Origin of the sequence: Hydrogenovibrio sp. JE_KL2 (genome assembly GCF_009296185.1) — a bacterium.
GTDB lineage: Bacteria > Pseudomonadota > Gammaproteobacteria > Thiomicrospirales > Thiomicrospiraceae > Hydrogenovibrio.
This window is the reverse complement of sequence record NZ_WBJR01000003.1, coordinates 308,483-329,002: the sequence shown is the minus strand read 5'-3', so window position 1 is coordinate 329,002 and position 20,520 is coordinate 308,483. Positions and strand designations below refer to the sequence as shown.

Genomic DNA, 20,520 nt, shown 5'->3' with positions numbered 1-20,520 from the left:
AGACAGACAACTAAGGAAGCAACATGTCTCATTCACACGATTTATTCATTGCCGCGCAAAAACACATTCCTGGTGGCGTAAACTCTCCAGTAAGAGCTTTCAAAGGTGTTGGCGGTGATCCTGTCTTTTTCAAGTCGGCAAAAGGGGCTTACCTGACTGATGCCGATGATAAGACTTATATCGACTATGTTGCTTCCTGGGGACCTGCGATTCTTGGACACGCTCATCCTGATGTAATTAAAGTCGTTCAAGAGCAAGCCGAACTTGGCCTAAGCTTCGGTGCACCAACCGAAATCGAAACTACCATGGCAGATTTGGTTTGTGACCTGATTCCTTCCATGGACATGGTGCGTATGGTGAGTTCGGGAACCGAAGCAACCATGACGGCCATTCGTTTAGCGCGTGGTTATACCGGCAGAGATAAGATTGTTAAATTTGAAGGCTGTTACCACGGTCACTCGGACTCCTTGCTGGTTAAAGCAGGTTCAGGTGCATTGACATTGGGCGTACCTTCTTCTCCGGGGGTGCCTGCTGCCTTGGCAGAAGAGACACTGACGCTAACGCACAATGATGCGGATGAAGTGCGCAAAGTTTTCTCTGAAATCGGCGAACAGATCGCTTGTATCATCGTTGAACCGGTTGCTGGCAACATGAACTGTATTCCACCGGAAGAAGGCTTCCTGGAAACACTACGTGAAGTCTGCGATCAATACGGCACGGTACTCATTTTTGATGAAGTCATGTGTGGTTTCCGTGTGGGACTGTCCGGCGCACAAGGGCGCTTCGGCATTACCCCAGACCTAACCACTTTCGGTAAAGTCATCGGTGGCGGTATGCCGGTAGGTGCTTTCGGCGGTAAACGCGAAATCATGGAAAAAATTGCGCCGCTAGGTCCTGTCTATCAAGCGGGGACGCTTTCCGGTAACCCTATCGCAATGGCAGCCGGTCTAAAGACTTTGGAATTGATTAGCCAAGCCGGTTTCTTTGAAGCCTTGGAAGCCAAAACCACCAAACTGGTAGCAGGCTTACAAAGTGCCGCTGATGACGCTGGGATTGACTTCACAACCAATCAAGTAGGCGCAATGTTCGGCTATTTCTTTAGCACAGAGAAAAACATCCGTCGCTTCGCCCAAGTAGCCAAAGGCGACATGGAACGATTCAAGAAGTTCTATCACGGTATGTTGGATGAAGGTGTTTACTTGGCGCCTTCAGCTTTTGAAGCCGGCTTCGTGTCCTCTGCGCACACGGACGCAGATATCGACAATACCATTGCCGCTGCCCGTCGTGTGATGAAAACACTATAAAAACTACCAGGTTGGGGTGCTTCGCAGCAAACCCCAACCTGGCAGATTTTCTGATTTATGCTACTCAACCACCATCTTCTAACAACATCTCGAAATGCACACTCGCCACCATATTGATGACTTGATCACACTATTCAACACGCGTTTTATTCCGTTACACAACACGGAGTTGGTGTGCTGTGAACCTGAGCCTATTTACCGCCCTGCGGATGCTTTACACCCCCACCACAGGATTATTTTCGCACATGGTTTCTTCGCCTCTGCATTACATGAAATCGCGCATTGGTGTATCGCAGGCAAAGACAGAAGACAACAGGAAGACTTCGGTTACTGGTATCAACCGGATGGCCGAACGGAAGAACAGCAAAGATTGTTTGAGTCGGTTGAGGTCAAACCTCAGGCCTTAGAATGGATTTTCTCTGTCTCTGCCGGATTCCATTTTGTGTTCAGCGCCGACAATTTAAACGGAGCCGCAGGCGTCTCTTCTGCCTTTAGAGAAAGGGTCAGAGAACAGGCTTTACACTATTTGCATCAGGGGTTACCATCAGATGCTCAGCTGTGGTCGGAAACTTTGATTGGTTTTTATCGTGCCGATAAACCATTGAGCGTTGAGGAATTTGAGCTGAGCGAAGATCAGTGAATCAGGCTGATGTTTTTTAGCACAGGTCGAGATTTCCTGTATTTTGGGGAAAAGTGCCCTTGCAGATAGTTGCTCTGGTTAAGGGCGAGAAATAGTGATTATTTTTCACTCTACAAGTGGACTTTAGGTAATGAAACAGGCCGCTCAACAATCTTTAAAAAAAGTTTTGGATTCCTATTATCCGATTAGTGAAGAAACGTGGCAGGATTTTCTGCCTCTGCTTAAGCTAAGAGAGCTAGCACCTGATGAAATACTTTATGCGCCTGGCGAACTGTCTAAATCCTTTGCGTTTGTGATTAAAGGACTTATCCGCTCCTATTCATTGAACGAGAAAGGCAATGAGTACAATAAAAACTTTTTCTATGAAGGACGCTTTCCCGGATCAATGACATCGCTTCTCACCGCTACGCCTTCTGAGCTCACTTTTGAAGCACTTGAACCAACCACCCTGTTTGAAATCGACTTTGTCGCATACAGAAAACTGATGCACCAAAAGGACGACCTTAAGCTGCTTCAAATCCATTATTTGGAGAAACACTGGCTTTTGGAAAAAGACGCTCGGGAAGTAGAAATTGTGCAAGAGGATGCCTCCGAGCGTTATCAGCGTTTTTTAATGGAACATCCCAACTTGGCAAAACGCCTCCCACAGTACCACATAGCCTCACATCTCGGCATTACACCAACCCAATTGAGCCGCATACGAAAAAAAATCTAGCCAATCAACCTATGTAAATGCGACTTTTAAGCCAACCATTTATTCTCTACGTTCAAGTAAACAAACTTAGGAGAATAAAAATGGAATTATTTAATGCATTACTTAATGTATTATCGTGGCGCCATGCGGTGCACCAATTTACAAATCAAATCTCTACAGAGCAGATTCAAAACTTGTTGGAAGCAACCGGTTTGGTTGCAACCTTTTACGGGCTGCAATCTTTTAGAATTTTGGTTCGGGCATCTGATTCGATCCGTCAGCAACTGGCTGAACACTCATACAGACAAGCAAGCCGCCGAAAATTCGTCATGACGACCGACGACCAAGATATGAGACTGGAGGTTTAAAATGGCAACCTTTCCTATCTTAGCAATTGTTGCAGGCTTATCAATTGCATTACAAGCGGTAATGAATGCAAAATTAGGTGTTCTATTAAAAGATTCACTGCTCGCCACTCTGATTGCATTTTTAGCTGCCCTAACGGTAACCACCCTGTTCTGGCTCTATTGGAATAAAAGTACTCCAAACTTCTCTGAGTTTAAGCAAATTCCGTGGTATCTCTGGTTTTCAGGTGGTTTGAGTGCTTTAGGCGTGGGGTTGTTCTATTTTCTCATTCCCAAAATGGGGGCAGGCAGTATGATGACCTATGTCCTAGGTGCACAGATTGTTTTTGCAATGATAATCAGCCACTTTGGCTGGTTAGAAATGCCCAAATCCCCCATAAATCTTAGCAAGCTATTCGGACTGTTTGCCATGCTAGCCGGAATTTTTTTAATTAACTGGGAAGGCCCAAACAGATGAATCCGATTGAACAGAATCTTAACAATCTCCTTGATCTTTGGAAAAAATACGGTGCGGTGAGCCATTCCCTTGCTGGTATGGAACTGTATCAGCACGTGACTTGGCCAAATCGGGTTTGGTTAGAAAGAAAATCTAATACGGCATCAATAAATGACCTTCATTCGAATCCGCTAGAAAAGGTGATTCAGCAAATTGCACCAGGTAGAATTCTGCCCATAATTGATGATAAATCTTTGGATCAACCACTTACTCTAAATTGGCTAAACCATACAAGCTATCTAAATTCATTTTTGGACAAGCACCAGTACACATCAATTTTCCAGCTGACTGCAATGCATAAAAAGTTCAATGCGGCGCAAGATTCAGAGTATAAAACCGATCTAGCAATCGAGGTAATCCAAGCGGTAAATAAACAAGCCCAACCGGATTCACAAAAACAACTTAGAACGTGGATTGAGATCACCAATGAAGCATTCCAATATCAAGTTACCCCAAATGTCATACAAGGTCTACTGGCTTACCCAGAGATAAAACTCCTACTGTTCTATCACCACAGCACCCCGGTTGCCAGCGCTCTATTGAATGTTTCACAAAACACGATAGGAATTCATCAAGTCGGGGTCAAAAAATCCATGCAAGGTCAAGGCATCGGATTAAAAGTGATGAAGGAGATTTTGCAGTTTAGCGCCAACCTAAACACTGACTCACTAGTACTGCAAGCATCCAAAGCAGGTTTACCTTTATACCAAAAACTAGGATTTAACGAACTATTCCAGATAAATCATTACTGGATAGCAAAACAACCTGATGAAGTTGTATGAAAAAGGACAATCCCATGAAGAAATGGCTGTCTTCAGAAAACAGGGAGGGAAATGAATCTTAAGAAAATGGATTTCCGGTCAACTAGCGCGCCGTTACATCCCTTGGATTCTTTTATTTACAGTGCTAACGGAGAAACCGTTAGTCACACAACCCTTGGTTGTGAACATAAGCAGGTAGTTGTTTAAGACTTGGGTTTACTGAATATCGCCCAAACAATCAGCAGGACGATAAACAAAATAATGCCGACTTCTAACAGCGCCCACATATTCAGTCGTCTATCTTGACCAATGATGAACGCTTACCGTTGCCATCGTTTTTGATCAGCTTCAGAGCACGGTGAATCTTCTGCTCTATGGTGTTGGTATCATCGTACACCAGCACCTTGATAATGGCAGCGTTCAAAGTAACATTCTGAATGTCTTCATCCCGGTTCTTAACCTTCAATTTTTTAGAACTGACGGCATTCTGTATTTCTTGAATGTAGGCAGGAATTTCATGAATCGGGAAGGTCTCTGGCGGCAATACTGCAATTTCATCATCCTGAAGTCGCATCACCGGCCAAGACTTGTCGGTCAAATCCTGAATCATTTTTACCATGAGACGGATAATACTGTCTCCGACCAACCAGGACAGCTTTTTGTTGTAGGCTTCAAGCTGCTGAATATCGAACACGATAAAATAACGTTTCGTCACTACGCCAGACAGCGAATCGGTCAGCATCTGAGACAAGGTCTTTTGAAAATAACCATAATCCGGCAGCCCTGTCAGGAAATCACGGTTCATTGCCTGCTCTATTTCCACAATCTCTTGGTTTGCTTGCGATAGATGTTGCGTGCCCTTTTCCATTTTTAAAGTGGTGTCGACCGACTCGGTTTCAACTTGCTTGAGTTGCAACATGGCTTCGGACAAAATGACCTCAATCGCATCTTTGGTTTCGGCAATGGACAAGCTGTTACGCATATCGCCAATAGATGATTGATGTTCGCGAATAGCGTCAACGAATTCACCAATGCGCGCTTTCAAGTCATTTGCACGCTCAATGATTTGAGTGGTGGTGCGATTGATTCCCAGAGATTCTTTGAAGTAGGACTTGAGTACATAAGTCTCATAAAGCTTCTGATAGGATTCGTCAGAAATGGGCTGACCAGTCGATAACAAAGACTTCATCCGGGAAATGAAGTTTTTATTGCTACCACGGAAATACAAATACCAAATGCTCAAGGTAACGGGATTCGGCTTAATATCTTCTTTTGTCAGGTACTCCAGAACCTTCCTGGCCGTCACATGCTCATTCATGTATTACTTCCTTAATCACAGTTACACCCAAATCACTTCCATGCGCTATCTTCCCGACAGTCGCATATTTATTTTGCTTGTAATGATGACAATAGCTTTTGATGAATATTTCCAAAGCTACCGTTTGACATGATAACCACTCTATCAAATGGTTGTAAACCTTCCAACAACCCTTCTAAAAGCGCATCATAGCTATCATAGACAAAAACTGGCTTTTCAAAAGACTCGGTCGGCAGTTCCCACTGCCAGCTTGGGTCAATGAAAGCAAACACTTGGTCAGCGTCGACAAATGCCTTTGGCAAGGTTTGTCGATGCACGCCCATACGCATCGTATTCGATCTTGGTTCAAACACGGCAATTATGCGCCCTGTAGAGGCTTTATCTTCCACAGTCGCAAGATTTTTCTGCGCTCTCAGCCCCTGCAAAGTGGTCTTAATTGCCGTCGGATGATGGGCGAAATCATCATAAATCACAATGTCGTTCACTTCACCAACTTTGGTCATTCTGCGTTTAACACCTTTAAAATGACAAAGCCCATCTATGGCCACCGTTACCGGCACACCACAGTGTCTCGCCGCGGCAATCGCACTCAAACCGTTTCTAACGGAGTGCAACCCTGTCATGGACCAATGCACTTCTCCTTGAGGTTTACCATCTAGCCTCACCTCAAACTTAGAGCCATCTTCAGCCAACAATTTAAAAGACCAACCACTAAGGCTGTCGGCTGAACCTTGCTTTTCTTTAGGCGTCCAACAGCCCTTCTCCAACACTGCTTGAAGATTATCATCATCGCTTGGCACCACAATCAATCCATTTCCCGGAACGGTGCGCACCAAATGATGGAACTGCTTCTGAATGGCTTCCAAGTTCTCAAAGATATCGGCGTGATCAAACTCCAAGTTGTTCATCACACAAGTTCTTGGATGATAGTGAACAAACTTGGAACGCTTGTCGAAAAACGCGGTGTCATACTCATCCGCCTCAACCACAAAGAAAGGAGAGGCCCCCAACCTGGCAGATTTTCCAAAGTTTTCCGGTACGCCACCAATAAGAAACCCTGGCTCCAATTTGGCATATTCCAAAATCCAGGCAACCATGGAAGCGGTTGTGGTTTTGCCATGCGTTCCTGCAACAGCGACCACCCAGCGGTCTTGCAGGATATTTTCCGCCAACCATTGTGGCCCTGAAGTATAACGTTGCTGGCGATTAAGCACATCTTCCACCAACTGATGCCCACGGCTCAACGCATTGCCGATAACGACCTCTTCTGGAGGATTTGATAAAAAGTCATCGTCCTCATAAGCGGAAACCGCTATTCCGGCTTGTTCAAGCTGAGTACTCATTGGCGGATAGATCGCATGATCCGAACCGGTGACCTCGAATCCTTTTTCTTTAGCAAGCTGAGCGATGCCGCCCATAAATGTGCCGGCAATCCCTAGAATATGAATGTGATGTTTTCGCTCAGCCACTTAAATCCTCTTTATTCTTAATTATCTGACCTTATCATCTTGCCCTGTATCCTCTAAGCCCTTAAACTTCGAGATATGCAGTATCAGTACCTTACCCATACAAACGACCTCGTCCAGTTTTGCAACTCGCTTTGCGAACAAACTGAATGGGTTGCAATCGATACGGAATTTGTCCGTAAGGATACCTATTATCCTGAATTAAGCTTGATCCAGATACAATCTAACCTAGGCGCCGCCGCCATTATCGACCCGTTATCAATCGATGACCTCGAACCGCTCTGGAAAATTTTAGATAACCCAGGCATTTTGAAAGTATTTCACTCGGCGCGTCAAGACTTGGAAGTATTGTATCAAGTTGCAGGGCGCTTGCCCCAGTCAATTTTCGACACACAGATTGCCGCCGTTTTTCTCGGCTATGGCGACCTCGTTGGCCTAGCAAAAATCGTCGACGCAGAGTTAGGCGTTCAACTCCCGAAAGACCAAACCAGAACCAACTGGAACCAGCGTCCATTAAGCCAAGAGCAGCTTGCCTACGCATTTGATGACGTTTGTTATCTAGCACCACTCTATGAAAAAATCTGCGAGCGCTTAACCCCCGAACAACTTCATGTACTGAGTGAAGACTTTGCCGCGCTTTTGGACATTAATTTATATCAAATCCAACCCGAAAAGGCTGGCGAAAGAATTAAGTCCGGCAGGCATCTCAAACCTAAATACATGGCGATTTGTTATGCACTGGCTGAATGGCGCGAGCTCTATGCACAAAAGAACAATGAGCCAAGACGTTGGGTGTTATCGGATGATGCGCTTGTCGCCATCGCTAAACGGCCGCCCAAAACAGCGCAAGCGCTTTACAAAGTCCCTAATATCAAAGCATCCAGTGTTAAAAGCTACGGCGACGAATGGATCAGTATTATTGACGAGATATTCGCGCATCCTGAATATTGGCCGGAAAAGCTAGAAACGCCTCCGCCCCCCACACCTCAGGAAGAAGTTTTATTGTCCTTAGCGCACGCTTTCTGCCAGCAAGTGGCGCTGGATTACAACATACAATTCCCTAACCTGGCGGCTAAAAACCAACTGTTAGAACTGATTCGCGCGCCCCAAACGCCACAATTCGTCGGATGGCGACACCTACTGGTCGAGCAGCCTTTGCAAAAAATCTTTCATACTGAAAGCTGCCTGAAAGTGAACAATGGACACTTAAGTTTATGACAAATTCAAACCTTTCAGAAATGAGAATATCCCATGTCTAAAAATGTTCTTTATGCTCAGGCCGGCGGTATCACAGCGGTTATTAACGCTAGTGCTGCTGCGGTATTGGAAACTGCTCAGAGCCATCCCGAAAAGTTCGGTACCGTATATGCCGCGATCAACGGCATTGTCGGTGTGCTGGAAGAGCGTCTTGTCGATATGTCTCAGTTAAGCGCATCGCAAGTCGAACAACTGAAAACACACCCAGGTGCTGCATTTGAAGCATGCCGATTTGACCTAGATCCATTAGAAGACAACCCTGAACAATACGAACGTGTTCTGACGGTCTTCAAACACTATGACATCGGTTATTTCTTCTATAACGGTGGAAACGGCTCCATGGTTACCGCCCAAAAAGTCGCGGATTACTGTACCAGCCAAGGCCACCCCGTCACCTGCATTGGCGTTGCTAAAACCATTGATAACGATTTGGATATTTCGCATTGCAGCCCTGGGTTTGGTAGTGCCGCCAAATTCATTGCCTCCAGCTTATTGGAAGTCAATATGGACCTTAAGTCCATGCACAACACTTCAACTAAATTCTTAGCATTTGAAGCCATGGGAAGAAATACCGGCTGGCTCACGATTGCAGGGGGGTTAATCAAGAATGCAGTTCCAGATATTCCTCTACTGATTCTGCCTGCGGAGAGAGCTTTCAACAAACAAAAGTTTCTAACACGTGTTCAGCAGTTGTTCGATGAAAAAGGCTATTGTCTTTGCGTAGTGTCTGAAGGCTTACAGGATGAACAAGGCAACTATGTCTCTATCGCCAATATCGAGCATACCCACCTACAAGATTACACCCAGCTTGGCGGTGTAGCGGACGCTTTATCTCACATGGTTGCTCAAGAAACGGGCGTTAAAACGCACAGCATTACACCTGACTATCTTCAGCGCTCTGCCAGCCATTTCGTTTCAAAAACCGACTGGCAAATGGCCTATGACGCTGGAAAGGCTGCCGTTATCGCCGCAATGAATGGCGAACATGGCGTACTTCCCATTATTGAGATGACTTCTGATTCTTCGTTTACCTGGCGCTTTACCAACGTAGATTTAATGACCGTTGCAGACTTGGAAAAAACAGTACCTGACCACTTCCTAACCCCAGATGGCATGGACATCACCCAAGCGGCGCTTGATTACCTCACCCCGCTAATCCAAGGGGAAATGCCGTTCACCTATACCAACGGACTGCCTGATATCCGCCTATTCAATTTTTCACTACTACCGCAACAATTAGCGCCTTATAAAATTGTAAAATAAGCATAACGCCGTAAAATAACGGCCTCTATCACTTTTGGAGCTCATAACCTATGACATTCGAAAACCTAGTCGCACACCTTGATATTGAAACGCTATGGGACACAGTCATCATTCCATGGGGTAGCAATATTCTGTTTGCCATCCTGATATTCTTTATTGGGAAAAGCATCGCGAATATCTTGATTAAACTACTCAAGAAAGGTCTTCAAAAAGCATCCGTTGACCCAATGCTTTCCAATTTCGTTGTTTCTGTTTCAAAAACACTGCTGTTGCTGCTGATTATCATTGCAGCGCTGAGTCAACTAGGCGTCAACACTGCATCCTTAATCGCTTTGATTGGTGCTGCAGGTCTTGCTATTGGCCTTGCTTTGCAAAACTCCCTGCAAAACTTTGCTGCCGGCGTGTTGTTACTAGTTTTTAAACACTTTAAGGTAGGAGATGTTGTCGAAATCGGAGGCAAAATTGGAACAGTCGAGGCGGTTGGTATTTTCAGCACCACACTACGCACTGGCGATAACAAAACATTGATTATGCCAAACGGTGCCATCTACTCCGGGAGCATCACCAACTTTTCGACAAAGCCTACGCGCCGGGTGGATATGACCTTTGGAATTGGGTATGATGACGACATCAAAAAGGCAAAATCGATTTTAGAACAATTGGTTCAAGAAGATGAGCGCATCTTAAAAGATCCTCAGCCTACCATCGCTCTTTCCGAACTCGGGGATTCGAGCATCAACTTTATCGTCCGTCCATGGGTAAATGCAGCTGACTACTGGGCTGTACTCTGGGACATGAACGAAAAGGTCAAGCTGGCGTTTGATGACGCCGGTATCAGCATCCCTTACCCTCAAATGGATGTGCACCTTCACACCGAGACAAAAACAGAAAACTAAAATAAAACTCTAAATCCAAATTAAGGAGTAAAAGTGAAATTTACGGCAAAACGCACACTTCTAATCAGCCTAATGATGGCTTCAACTGCGGCAATCGCAGACACAAAAAAGTATGGAACCAGTGGTTCGGGAGAGGTGGGCTTATCTGATAGTACAGGTAACACCCCTTCAAGCTCAATCTACTCATCACTTCGTTTGAAGTATCTCCAAAAAATGTATCAACTCAAAGGTTTGGTTGAAGCCAACAATAAATCCGAAAACGGTGTTCGCACAAAAGAACGTTATGTTGGCGACCTGCAAGGCAACCTATTCTTCTCCGACTACCAAAAGGCTTATGGCTTTGGTCAGACGCGCTGGGAAAGCGACCATTTTTCCGACATTGACTTGAATAGCTACTATATCGCCGGTTTGGGTTATCAGTTCCTCGACAATGATACCGCCAAATTAAGCGCTGAAGTGGGTCTAGGTTATCAAAGCCAGAATTATACGGTTAAGAGTGGTGTTAAAGATTTCGAACAAGCAATCGGTAAATTTAGCGGAAAATTTGGCTACAGTTTCAATCCCAATGTTCGATTCTTCCAAGGACTTACCGAGTACTATGGTGAAAAACAAGCCAACTTTGAATCCAACACCGGGCTTAAAGTTAAACTTGCTGACAACCTTAATATGAAGGTGTCGTACAAGTATCGTTACAATTCAGCACCGGCGGCTGGAAAAGTTAAAGAAGATACTGAATCAATGATCACCATGATCTACGACTTCTAAAACAAAAAAGCCGATGAAGGCACTCACTTCATCGGCTTTGTTTCAACAATAACCCATATCGCCAAACAACAATCACTTCTGTCTAATCCAACAATACTTTTGAGAACTGCTCTTATAGCCACACTCGGCTAAAATTAAAGGCTAGCTAGATTTACTCGCCACAATTGGTTGAAAGACTAGGCGAATATCTGGGCGTTCCGCTTGATTCTTGGGGGGATGTAAACCCTGACTTTTAGATAGTCTTATGTATCATCCCTAGGGGTGTATCGTGATACAGATTCATTCCTATATAAGCAAAAACAAATACCTTATAGTTGTCTTTTAGTATTTAATTGCCATAATGCTAGTACATTAAGAAAAAAGTGTAGAGAGTAATGCCATTCCGTACCACTGAAAGTGAGCTTCGAGCATTCATCGAAAAGGAAAAATATATCGTTATTCCCGCAGAAGGTCTCAAGCCACATTCTCACAGGGAGTACGCAGACTGGGCTTCAGACTTCTACGACGCTAATGGAGTCACCATTCCTGGTTGGTTCTTTAGGGTGCTAGCAAATCCACCTAGCGAAGAAAATTGTAAAGAAAACTACTCAATATTCAAAAGCTATCAAGGCAAAAAAGAACCTGTAGCAAGGTTAGACGTTGCCCCCAGCAGAAAACGAACGCACAAACACTCTGACGGTAACGTCTTTCATGGAACACACCTTCATGAATTGGATACTGTTAGCGATGTAGCACTCGAACTTGAATGCTTTGATAGAGATAATAGAATTAATTGGCTAAATTTTATGGCTAAAAAGTATAACTTCACCATTAAAGACAATACACCGTCCCAGCAAATCGGAGGATGGCCATGGAGTGCCTAGAGGTATTCAAACAACTAGGTTTTGGTTGTTTCCAACTAAAAAGTGGTTCTATAGAAATCGAAACACCACTAATCTTTGATGATGGCGAACCCGTATACCTATATCTTGAAAAAGTCGGAAAATCCTATCTAATATCAGACAAAGGCGAGTTTCTATTCCACCTAGAAAGTACAGGACTCAACGTAAGTGACCAAAGAAGAGTTAGTTATTTAACTAAAAGTGCCAAGGAATTTGGCATAGCTCTAAGTGAAAAAGGAGCTTTTGAAACGCTTACAGCAACTCAAAAACTAGAACTGTCTTTCGGTAGGTTTCTAGAGTTCATACCTAGTTTGCTAATATGGGAAAGAGAAAGTCTACTTATTGACGATGAAGATGGCGCAGCTATTGATGATGTAATTACAATCCTCAAGCGTAGAAACCCTCGTCTTTCAATCGAAACAAACCCAAAACCAATCGAAGGTGGATCTGGTTCAAAGTATTCTTTCGATATTAAAGCTGGAAACACCTATATCGACGTTCTGAACCCCCATAGAAATGCTACAGGAGCTGCATTGAGAAAGATTGCCGATCTATCTAAGGCTACTGAAAGCCCTGAAAGCTTCTTTGTAATTGATGACAGAAAAGGCCATGATGCTTCTCACAAAGAAAGTGCAATCATTAGTTCCGTAGCTAGTGTGATTCTATATACGACTTTAGAGCACGGGACTGACCCACTCACCCAATTGCATTAGTTAGTACAACTCTTAAAAAGGATTTTATTTTTTTCTGGTCTTTTTAAGATAGGAGCTAACCTAGATATAAGAATAATTCATCAAACTTAAGCAGAGAGCTTCTTGGTTTCAACCAATCAGTAGAGGTGATTAAATTATGAGGAAAATCAGGATCATTTCTTACAGTAACATAATGATTAAGGTATATATTCATTATTAGCAATGCAGACATAGCTTCTAAAACATTCTGCAAATTTGCATCCTTAAAATGCTCACCTCGATAGTGTTTTACATCATTATACGCTTTCCACCAACTAGGGTTTTCAGCCTCGATATTCTGCCAGTTCAACCATGGAGTAAATCTAAGCATATACCTGTCAGAATATACAGATATTGATGATATATCTGGGATATTGTCCTTTAATATTTTTTTATACTGATTAATCCTACTCCCGCATTGAGTTTTCGAAGAAAACAAACAACATAATTCCTTGGCAACAACATCAACTTCTGAACCAATAGTTAGTAACAATCTAGTTAGCTCTAAAGAGTGTGTAGAAAAGTTAGACTTTTCAAACTCTATATATCTAGATAAGTTTTCTAAATCTTGTTCTAAAGAAATGTAGTAATCCCAGTGAATATTCCTAGCCATTTGTTTTACTCAAGCCGTTTCAATTAAAAAAACCATAGTAACAAATAGAAAAAACATCGTGAGTAAAATAAATGTGGGGGAAAGCTAAAAAACAATGCTAAATTAAGATATTGATTTTTAAAAGTTTTTATAGCAATTTAGAAAATGGCGGTGAAAGAGGGATTCGAACCCTCGATAGGGGATAAACCCTATACTCCCTTAGCAGGGGAGCGCCTTCAGCCTCTCGGCCATTTCACCGTATAGAATGTAGATTTACCATCGACATAGACATTGTCGATGGCGCGTATATTAACGTTTCTTAGAAATTTTGTAAACCGCAATCGTGAAGTTTCTTGAGAAATAGATCTTTTATTTTTTCAACTATTTTCATCTGAGCTCGAAGAAGCATCTTCTGAATTTTTGTCTTGCTTTAAAAGAAGCTCTTCACGTTGAATCTGAATCTCTTTAGGTGCGTCAATTCCAACTCTCACTTGCCCGCTTTTTACGCCAACAATTGTTAGTTTCACATTATCACCAATGATAAGGGTTTCGCCCACTCTTCGAGTCAGTACTAACATTAATGGAATCCTTTTTTATAAGATTAACTACTTATTATATATTTTATCAAACCCCAAATCTATTTTATCTTCAACCTTATGTTGAAAAATGTCCATAAAAAAAGGCTCACAAATGAGCCTTTTTCATTCATAAAGTCGAAAAACTTTATTTATCTAACTCAAATGCTTGGTGTAATGCCTTAACAGCCGTTTCCAGATGCTGCTCATCAATCACCACAGAAATTTTGATTTCTGTGGTACCAATCATCTGAATGTTGATGTTATTGTCCGCCAATGTCTTAAACATCGTGCTCGCAATCCCTGAATGAGATTTCATACCAACACCTACCATAGAGATTTTAACGATGGTGTCATCGCAAAGCGTTTCACGCGCACCAAGCTCACCGGCAATCTTCTTGATAATGTCCTTTGCCATGTTCAAGTCGTTTCTGGCAACCGTAAAGGTAAAGTCTGTCGTGCCATCAACACCTTGGTTTTGGATGATCATATCAATTTCAATATTCGCATCAGAAATAGGCCCTAGAATTTGGTAAGCCACACCAGGCTTATCCGGTACGCCCAAAATCATTAACTTAGCTTCATCACGACTGAACGCAATACCGGAAATCAATGGTTTTTCCATTTCCAATCCCTCAAAATCTTCTTCTGAAATCAACAATGTACCGCCGCCGTCTTGCAACGATGACAATACTCTCAAAGGTACTTTATATTTGCTGGCAAACTCTACTGAGCGAATTTGCAAAACTTTAGCGCCAAGGCTGGCCAATTCCAACATCTCATCATAGGTAATGACGTCTAGGCGCTTCGCTTCTGGCACCACTCTTGGATCTGTTGTGTAAACACCATCAACATCCGTATAAATCTGACACTCATCCGCTTTCAAAGCTGCTGCCAAAGCTACAGCCGTCGTATCCGAACCGCCACGTCCCAGAGTCGTGATATCACCATCAGGTGTGACTCCTTGGAAGCCTGCAACAACGACAACCTTGCCTTGATTCAACTGTGCCATCATCTTATCGGCATCAATATCTTCAATACGTGCTTTGAAGTGGACGTTATTGGTATGGATTGGAACCTGCCATCCCGTATAGGAAATCGCATCATATCCCTTTTGCTGAAGCGCCATGCTCAACAATGCAATTGTAACCTGCTCACCGGTCGTCAACAGAACGTCAAGCTCTCTTCTGGAAGGTTCGTCCTGCATTTCCTTTGCCAAAGCCATCAATCGGTTAGTTTCACCACTCATGGCAGAAACCGCGACCACTACCTGATGCCCTTCATCAACGAATTTTGCGACCTTGTTCGCTACATTTTGTATTCTTTCGACGCTACCAACCGATGTACCGCCGTATTTTTGGACAATCAATGCCATCTGTTTTTATGCTTCCTATTTACTTTCCACCCAAGCCTGAACAGAAGCCAATGCTTCGTCAAGCTTGCTTGGATCATTCCCACCAGCCTGAGCCATATCAGGACGACCGCCGCCTTTTCCACCAACTTGCGAGGCGACGTGATTGACGAGCTCTCCAGCCTTATATGTTTGTGTAATTGATTTGCTGACACCTGCAACCAAAGTCACCTTGTCGTCCATGACCGCCGACAATACAATAATTGCTGGTTCCAGCTTATCTCTTAGCGAATCCAATGTTTCACGAAGGGTATTGACGTCTGCGCCTTCCAACTTAGCGGCTAAAACACTAACATCACCCACTTTCACAACCGAGCTGGCCAAATCACTTCCTTGAGAAGATGCCAACTTGGATTGCAGTTGTTTAATCAACTTTTCTTGTTCGCGCTGCTCTGCAACCAATTGAAGAACCTTGTTTTCAACTTGTTGTTTATCAGATTTCACTGCCGTAGAGATACTGAGAAGCGTCTGTTCATTTTTGTAAATCGCGTCCCAAGCACCTTCGCCAGTTACCGCTTCAATACGGCGCACACCGGAAGCAATCCCCGTTTCAGACAAAATACGGAAAGGACCGATTTCACCCGTGGAGTTAACGTGTGTTCCACCGCAAAGCTCGATTGAAAAGATTCCCATATCAACCACGCGAACCACATCACCATACTTTTCACCGAAAAGTGCCATCGCCCCTTTGGATTTAGCGGCTTCGATATTCATCTCTTCCGTGCAAACCGGTGTGTTCAACATGATGTTATGGTTAACCAGTTTTTCAATCTCCAGCAATTTCTCGGCGGAAATCGGTTCAAAATGTGCAAAGTCAAAACGTAATCTTTCAGGCTGAACCAAAGACCCTTTTTGCTGAACATGTGTTCCCAAAATTTGTCTTAGAGCGGCATGCAACAAATGCGTTGCCGAATGGTTTCTCTCAGAAGCACGGCGTGCCGCGACATCTACCTGAGCATGAAGTGTTTGACCCACTTTCAACTGCCCTGCCGTCACACGACCAATATGCAGGAATGCGCCGCCTTGTTTTTGACAGTCATTAACATGGAAGCTGTTCATGCCTTCCGTCAGGCTTCCAGAATCACCTGCCTGACCACCCGATTCACCATAGAAAGGCGTTTGATCCAAAATAACGATTGCATCCTGACCTTCAACAGCAGACTCTACAGAAGCTTCACCGACGAAGATTGCTTGAATCACGCCATCAGCATCATCTTTGTGGTAGCCCAAGAACTTTGTTTGACCGTTGAAATCGATTTTGCCTTTTGATTGGGCTGAGAAGTTACTGGCGGAACGCGCACGCTCACGCTGAGCTTCCATCTCTCTCTCGAAACCGACTTCATCAACTGTTAAGCCACGCTCACGCGCAACGTCTGCCGTCAAATCCAAAGGGAAACCATAGGTGTCATATAATTTGAATGCCGTTGTGCCACTGATAACGTCAGACTGCAAAGAAGCAATATCTTCTTCCAAAATCTTCATACCGTTTTCCAGCGTTTCAGCAAAACGCTCTTCTTCCAACTTCAGCGCTCTTTCGACATTAGCCTGCTCTTTCACTAGCTCAGGGTAGGCATCTCCCATCTGCTCGACCAATACAGGCACCAGTTTATGGAAGAAAGCCTGTGTTTGTCCTAGCTTGTAACCATGACGGATCGCACGACGGATAATACGTCTCAACACATAGCCGCGTCCTTCGTTTGACGGTAATACACCATCAACGATCATGAACGAACACGAACGAATATGGTCTGCGATAACGCGCAAAGAACTGTTGGCAAGGTCTTTTTCCCCTGTCAGTTCTGAGGCTTTTTGTACAATGGCTTTAAACAGGTCGATATCGTAGTTGTTATGCACTTTTTGCATCACCGCCGCCAAACGCTCCAAACCCATTCCAGTATCGACAGAAGGTTTTGGTAAAGGCGTCAAGGTGCCATCCGCAGAACGATCGAACTGCATGAATACCAAGTTCCAGATTTCGATATAACGATCACCATCTTCATCCGGCGAACCTGGAGGACCGCCAGCAACGCTTTCGCCATGATCGTAGAAAATCTCACTACAAGGTCCACAAGGTCCTGTGTCGCCCATAGACCAGAAGTTGTCTTTAGCACCACAACGCGAAAAACGCGATGCGTCGATATTCATTTCTTTCAACCAAATATCTTCAGCTTCTTTATCTTCTTCAAAGACCGTTACCCAAAGCTTTTCTGGTGGCAGATTCAACTCTTCGGTCAAAAACTTCCAAGCGAACTGAATCGCTTCACGTTTGAAGTAGTCCCCAAAACTGAAGTTTCCAAGCATCTCAAAGAAAGTATGGTGACGAGCGGTATAACCGACATTTTCCAAGTCGTTATGTTTTCCGCCAGCACGAATACAACGCTGAACACTGGTCGCACGAGTGTAATCACGCGTTTCTTGACCCAAAAAGGTTTCTTTAAACTGAACCATCCCCGCGTTGGTAAACAGCAGGGTCGGATCGTTTGCCGGCACGACTGGGCTAGAATGCACAGCGGTATGGCCTTGCTTTACAAAAAAGTCTAAAAACGCTTTTCTGATTTCTGCACTGGTCATAAAGTTACTTTCCTAGAGTTTTACTCATTAATTCAAATTTTGTATTCGTCGTCGATTTCGTTATCGCATTGCTTTCCATATCTGCGATTGGCTAAACCCACGACTTTGTAGAAAGCGCATTCTACGCGCTTGCTCCTTCATTTCTTTTGGCTTGATAGCGTCGCCGTATTTCTTTTCCAAAGCGGCTTTAGCGATTTCAGCCCAATCGGAATCATCCATTTCCAAATACATTTCTATCAAATCCGATGCGTCGGTGCGTTGCTGCAATGTCTGGCGAATTTTATAAGGGCCATGCCCTTTTTCAATCCCTTGCCGCACACTGATCTCAACAAAACGCTCATCTGACAACCAACCGTTTTTTTGGCAAGTCAGAATGACAAAATCGACCAGGTTGGGTCGATTTTCAGTCTCGGGAAATTTTTCCTTGAGTTTTCGCTTCAGCTCTTTGGAACCATGCTCTCGCATGGCCAGTAAATAAACCGCCCTAGCCTCCATTTGCTTGACTAAATCAATCTCTTCGGCAGAGGCGGTTTCAAGCGAAAACAAGATAGTGAAACTCGGCTAAAAACTTAGGCTTCGCTATCTACTTCAACGTCAGCGGCTTTCGCATCTTTCTTCGCCGGCATCAGTTTTTCTTTAATTTGTGCTTGTAAGGTTTCGTTAATCTCAGGATTCTCTTTCAAATACTGACGGACGTTATCCTTACCTTGTCCGATTTTTTGCCCTTGATAGCTATACCAGGCACCGGCTTTCTCAATCAATTTCTCTTTGACACCAAGGTCGATAATCTCACCTTCACGAGAAATCCCTTCGCCATATAGGATATCGAACTCAACCTGCTTGAACGGCGGCGCCACTTTGTTTTTCACAACTTTGACGCGCGTCTCGTTTCCTAAAATCTCTTCACCTTTTTTGATGGCACCGATTCGACGGATATCCAAACGTACTGAAGAATAGAATTTCAATGCGTTACCACCCGTCGTGGTTTCAGGATTACCAAACATCACACCGATCTTCATACGGATCTGGTTGATGAAAATAACCAAGGTATTCGTACGCTTGATATTTGCCGTCAACTTACGCAACGCCTGAGACATCAAACGTGCCTGCAGACCCATATGGGAATCACCCATCTCACCTTCAATTTCCGCCTTAGGCGTCAAAGCCGCTACCGAGTCGACCACCACCACATCAACTGCACCGGAACGCACCAATGAATCGGTAATTTCCAAAGCCTGTTCACCGGTATCCGGCTGAGAAACCAATAGGTTATCCAGATCAACACCCAACTTTTCAGCATAGATAGGGTCAAGCGCATGCTCGGCGTCCACAAACGCTGCTGTTCCACCCGTCTTTTGCATCTCTGCAATGACGTGCAGCGTCAATGTTGTCTTACCAGAAGATTCCGGTCCGTAAATCTCAACGATACGACCGCGTGGCAAACCGCCAATACCCAATGCAATATCCAATCCCAAAGAACCGGTTGAAATCGCTTCAATGTCACGAGCAACACTTTGATCGCCCATCCTCATGATTGAACCTTTACCAAATTGCTTTTCAATTTGACCTAAGGCCGCTTCAAGAGCTTTCTTTTTGTTTTCATCCATTGAACTTTTCCTACTTTTGATTGGTTAGCATTTCGGAGATTGGCGCTGTTCCCATGGAGAGAAAAACCCTCAAAAACGAGCGCAAATTTTAGCCGAAAATTATCCCATAATTTAAGGATTTAAGCACTTAATTTTTGAGGTTAGCTGGGGTTTTTTGTGTATTTCTCATTAAACGGTATTGAAAGGAAATCAGAGCCGGTTATCAACAAGAAAGAAATGTTCTGTTTTTTAGTGCAAAAAGAGGGTTTTCAGAAGGAGAGATAAGGTTTGCGCCCGCCTGAGTGCGGGCAGAAATTATTCGTTCAAAAGGTCTAAAACACCTTTTAAAGCTTCGACAGTACACTGGCTTCTCACGGCATCGCGATCACCATCAAAATGAAATTCTTTTGAAATCAATTTGTCATGACCTTGTATCGCCCAAGAAATCCAAACCGTGCCTACCGGTTTATCTGGCGTTCCGCCTCCAGGTCCGGCAATGCCGCTACAGGCAACCGCCACCTTGGCATGGGACTGCTGTAATGCGCCCAGCACCATTTCTTCCACGCACTCTTGGCTGACCGCCCCTTTCTTCATAATGGTCGTTTCTTTGACGCCAAGCATCTCCCTCTTAGCTTCATAGCTATAAGTCACATAAGCTCGATCGAACCATGCGGTACTGCCTGCGATCGAAGTCAAGGCTTCGGCAATCAATCCGCCGGTACACGACTCCGCAGTCACAATCATTTTTTCATGGCTTTTCAAGGCTTCACCCACCTCGGAAACCAAGCTAAATAATTGAGAACGATCACTCATGAAAGAGGCTCCTTTTGATTTTAATACATTTGAGTTCGAATCCCCCACCATTCAAAAAGGCGAAACAACTCAAGTTTGACTAGGATACCTTTTTTTGCATTTTTTTGACAGCTTCGACAAAATCAAATTCCGTCA

At 44.0% G+C, this 20,520-nt stretch carries 21 protein-coding genes and 1 tRNA gene; 12 read left to right on the top strand and 10 right to left on the bottom strand.

All coding sequences use genetic code 11. The annotated features are described in order from the left end of the window. The first annotated feature begins 23 nt into the window (after positions 1-23). The 6 genes from hemL (at position 24) to F8R13_RS07525 (ending at position 4,281) form a co-directional block, all read left to right on the top strand. A complete protein-coding gene (gene hemL, locus F8R13_RS07550; protein ID WP_152833171.1) occupies positions 24-1,304 on the top strand; it encodes a glutamate-1-semialdehyde 2,1-aminomutase in 1,281 nt (426 codons plus the stop codon). 94 nt (positions 1,305-1,398) lie between these two features. Further along, entirely contained in the window at positions 1,399-1,944 is a 546-nt protein-coding gene (locus F8R13_RS07545; RefSeq protein ID WP_152833169.1) for an elongation factor P hydroxylase, read from the top strand. A gap of 130 nt (positions 1,945-2,074) precedes the next feature. Continuing rightward, entirely contained in the window at positions 2,075-2,659 is a 585-nt protein-coding gene (locus F8R13_RS07540; RefSeq protein WP_152833167.1) for a Crp/Fnr family transcriptional regulator, read from the top strand. A gap of 80 nt (positions 2,660-2,739) precedes the next feature. Then, positions 2,740-3,006 (top strand): nitroreductase family protein, encoded by a 267-nt coding sequence (locus tag F8R13_RS07535; protein WP_172967731.1) that lies wholly within the window; start codon positions 2,740-2,742, stop codon positions 3,004-3,006. A 1-nt stretch (position 3,007) separates the two neighbouring features. Continuing rightward, the gene (locus tag F8R13_RS07530) at positions 3,008-3,460 is read left to right on the top strand and encodes a DMT family transporter (protein WP_152833163.1); all 453 of its coding nucleotides are present in this window, start codon (positions 3,008-3,010) and stop codon (positions 3,458-3,460) included. Then, on the top strand, positions 3,457-4,281 hold the full coding sequence (locus tag F8R13_RS07525) for a GNAT family N-acetyltransferase (RefSeq protein ID WP_152833161.1): 825 nt from the start codon (positions 3,457-3,459) through the stop codon (positions 4,279-4,281). Before F8R13_RS07530 ends, F8R13_RS07525 begins: the two co-directional genes overlap by 4 nt. A 268-nt stretch (positions 4,282-4,549) precedes the next feature. On the opposite strand, the gene F8R13_RS07520 is transcribed toward F8R13_RS07525, so the two are convergent. Together F8R13_RS07520 and mpl are read right to left on the bottom strand one after the other, a co-directional pair. Beyond that, positions 4,550-5,578: a diguanylate cyclase domain-containing protein gene (locus F8R13_RS07520; RefSeq protein ID WP_152833159.1), complete on the bottom strand. Its 1,029-nt coding sequence runs from the start codon at positions 5,576-5,578 to the stop codon at positions 4,550-4,552. Positions 5,579-5,646: 68 nt separating this feature from the next. Next, on the bottom strand, positions 5,647-7,047 hold the full coding sequence (gene mpl / locus F8R13_RS07515; RefSeq protein ID WP_371414925.1) for a UDP-N-acetylmuramate:L-alanyl-gamma-D-glutamyl-meso-diaminopimelate ligase: 1,401 nt from the start codon (positions 7,045-7,047) through the stop codon (positions 5,647-5,649). A 75-nt stretch (positions 7,048-7,122) separates the two neighbouring features. On the opposite strand from mpl, the gene rnd reads away from it, so the two are divergent. From rnd to F8R13_RS07485, 6 genes are all read left to right on the top strand, one after another. Further along, the gene (gene rnd / locus F8R13_RS07510; RefSeq protein WP_152833157.1) at positions 7,123-8,262 is read left to right on the top strand and encodes a ribonuclease D; all 1,140 of its coding nucleotides are present in this window, start codon (positions 7,123-7,125) and stop codon (positions 8,260-8,262) included. Positions 8,263-8,295: 33 nt separating this feature from the next. Further along, on the top strand, positions 8,296-9,564 hold the full coding sequence (locus F8R13_RS07505) for a 6-phosphofructokinase (RefSeq protein WP_152833155.1): 1,269 nt from the start codon (positions 8,296-8,298) through the stop codon (positions 9,562-9,564). Between the two features lie 50 nt (positions 9,565-9,614). Further along, the gene (locus F8R13_RS07500) at positions 9,615-10,460 is read left to right on the top strand and encodes a mechanosensitive ion channel family protein (RefSeq protein WP_152833152.1); all 846 of its coding nucleotides are present in this window, start codon (positions 9,615-9,617) and stop codon (positions 10,458-10,460) included. Positions 10,461-10,493: 33 nt separating this feature from the next. Beyond that, positions 10,494-11,225 (top strand): YdiY family protein, encoded by a 732-nt coding sequence (locus F8R13_RS07495; RefSeq protein ID WP_371414924.1) that lies wholly within the window; start codon positions 10,494-10,496, stop codon positions 11,223-11,225. Between the two features lie 374 nt (positions 11,226-11,599). Continuing rightward, positions 11,600-12,088: a hypothetical protein gene (locus tag F8R13_RS07490; protein WP_152833150.1), complete on the top strand. Its 489-nt coding sequence runs from the start codon at positions 11,600-11,602 to the stop codon at positions 12,086-12,088. Further along, on the top strand, positions 12,076-12,819 hold the full coding sequence (locus F8R13_RS07485) for a DUF1828 domain-containing protein (RefSeq protein ID WP_172967730.1): 744 nt from the start codon (positions 12,076-12,078) through the stop codon (positions 12,817-12,819). The genes F8R13_RS07490 and F8R13_RS07485 overlap by 13 nt, the downstream gene beginning before the upstream one ends. Positions 12,820-12,874: 55 nt before the next feature. Here the strand turns inward: F8R13_RS07485 and F8R13_RS07480 are convergent, their stop codons facing one another. The 8 genes from F8R13_RS07480 to F8R13_RS07445 all read right to left on the bottom strand — a co-directional run bounded on the left by F8R13_RS07480 (position 12,875) and on the right by F8R13_RS07445 (position 20,385). Further along, on the bottom strand, positions 12,875-13,450 hold the full coding sequence (locus F8R13_RS07480; protein WP_152833146.1) for a hypothetical protein: 576 nt from the start codon (positions 13,448-13,450) through the stop codon (positions 12,875-12,877). Between the two features lie 145 nt (positions 13,451-13,595). Further along, positions 13,596-13,687 (bottom strand) — tRNA-Ser (locus tag F8R13_RS07475). A gap of 119 nt (positions 13,688-13,806) precedes the next feature. Continuing rightward, positions 13,807-14,007, bottom strand: a complete 201-nt coding sequence (gene csrA, locus F8R13_RS07470) for a carbon storage regulator CsrA (protein ID WP_152833144.1) — start codon at positions 14,005-14,007, stop codon at positions 13,807-13,809. 145 nt (positions 14,008-14,152) lie between these two features. Further along, a complete protein-coding gene (locus F8R13_RS07465; protein ID WP_152833142.1) occupies positions 14,153-15,379 on the bottom strand; it encodes an aspartate kinase in 1,227 nt (408 codons plus the stop codon). Positions 15,380-15,394: 15 nt separating this feature from the next. Beyond that, positions 15,395-17,986, bottom strand: a complete 2,592-nt coding sequence (gene alaS, locus F8R13_RS07460; protein ID WP_152833140.1) for an alanine--tRNA ligase — start codon at positions 17,984-17,986, stop codon at positions 15,395-15,397. 60 nt (positions 17,987-18,046) lie between these two features. Further along, on the bottom strand, positions 18,047-18,532 hold the full coding sequence (locus F8R13_RS07455) for a regulatory protein RecX (protein WP_253806386.1): 486 nt from the start codon (positions 18,530-18,532) through the stop codon (positions 18,047-18,049). 23 nt (positions 18,533-18,555) lie between these two features. Further along, the gene (gene recA, locus F8R13_RS07450) at positions 18,556-19,593 is read right to left on the bottom strand and encodes a recombinase RecA (RefSeq protein WP_152833138.1); all 1,038 of its coding nucleotides are present in this window, start codon (positions 19,591-19,593) and stop codon (positions 18,556-18,558) included. A 294-nt stretch (positions 19,594-19,887) separates the two neighbouring features. Then, positions 19,888-20,385, bottom strand: a complete 498-nt coding sequence (locus F8R13_RS07445; protein WP_152833136.1) for a CinA family protein — start codon at positions 20,383-20,385, stop codon at positions 19,888-19,890. Between the last annotated feature and the right edge of the window lie 135 nt (positions 20,386-20,520).

What these genes read in the sequence shown, in the direction of transcription:
- hemL (WP_152833171.1), top strand. Translation starts at nt 24, where the DNA reads ATGTCTCATTCACACGATTTATTCATTGCCGCGCAAAAACACATTCCT.
- F8R13_RS07545 (WP_152833169.1), top strand. Translation starts at nt 1,399, where the DNA reads ATGCACACTCGCCACCATATTGATGACTTGATCACACTATTCAACACG.
- F8R13_RS07540 (WP_152833167.1), top strand. Translation starts at nt 2,075, where the DNA reads ATGAAACAGGCCGCTCAACAATCTTTAAAAAAAGTTTTGGATTCCTAT.
- F8R13_RS07535 (WP_172967731.1), top strand. Translation starts at nt 2,740, where the DNA reads ATGGAATTATTTAATGCATTACTTAATGTATTATCGTGGCGCCATGCG.
- F8R13_RS07530 (WP_152833163.1), top strand. Translation starts at nt 3,008, where the DNA reads ATGGCAACCTTTCCTATCTTAGCAATTGTTGCAGGCTTATCAATTGCA.
- F8R13_RS07525 (WP_152833161.1), top strand. Translation starts at nt 3,457, where the DNA reads ATGAATCCGATTGAACAGAATCTTAACAATCTCCTTGATCTTTGGAAA.
- F8R13_RS07520 (WP_152833159.1), bottom strand. Translation starts at nt 5,578, where the DNA reads ATGAATGAGCATGTGACGGCCAGGAAGGTTCTGGAGTACCTGACAAAA.
- rnd (WP_152833157.1), top strand. Translation starts at nt 7,123, where the DNA reads ATGCAGTATCAGTACCTTACCCATACAAACGACCTCGTCCAGTTTTGC.
- F8R13_RS07505 (WP_152833155.1), top strand. Translation starts at nt 8,296, where the DNA reads ATGTCTAAAAATGTTCTTTATGCTCAGGCCGGCGGTATCACAGCGGTT.
- F8R13_RS07500 (WP_152833152.1), top strand. Translation starts at nt 9,615, where the DNA reads ATGACATTCGAAAACCTAGTCGCACACCTTGATATTGAAACGCTATGG.
- F8R13_RS07490 (WP_152833150.1), top strand. Translation starts at nt 11,600, where the DNA reads ATGCCATTCCGTACCACTGAAAGTGAGCTTCGAGCATTCATCGAAAAG.
- F8R13_RS07485 (WP_172967730.1), top strand. Translation starts at nt 12,076, where the DNA reads ATGGAGTGCCTAGAGGTATTCAAACAACTAGGTTTTGGTTGTTTCCAA.
- F8R13_RS07480 (WP_152833146.1), bottom strand. Translation starts at nt 13,450, where the DNA reads ATGGCTAGGAATATTCACTGGGATTACTACATTTCTTTAGAACAAGAT.
- csrA (WP_152833144.1), bottom strand. Translation starts at nt 14,007, where the DNA reads ATGTTAGTACTGACTCGAAGAGTGGGCGAAACCCTTATCATTGGTGAT.
- F8R13_RS07465 (WP_152833142.1), bottom strand. Translation starts at nt 15,379, where the DNA reads ATGGCATTGATTGTCCAAAAATACGGCGGTACATCGGTTGGTAGCGTC.
- alaS (WP_152833140.1), bottom strand. Translation starts at nt 17,986, where the DNA reads ATGACCAGTGCAGAAATCAGAAAAGCGTTTTTAGACTTTTTTGTAAAG.
- recA (WP_152833138.1), bottom strand. Translation starts at nt 19,593, where the DNA reads ATGGATGAAAACAAAAAGAAAGCTCTTGAAGCGGCCTTAGGTCAAATT.
- F8R13_RS07445 (WP_152833136.1), bottom strand. Translation starts at nt 20,385, where the DNA reads ATGAGTGATCGTTCTCAATTATTTAGCTTGGTTTCCGAGGTGGGTGAA.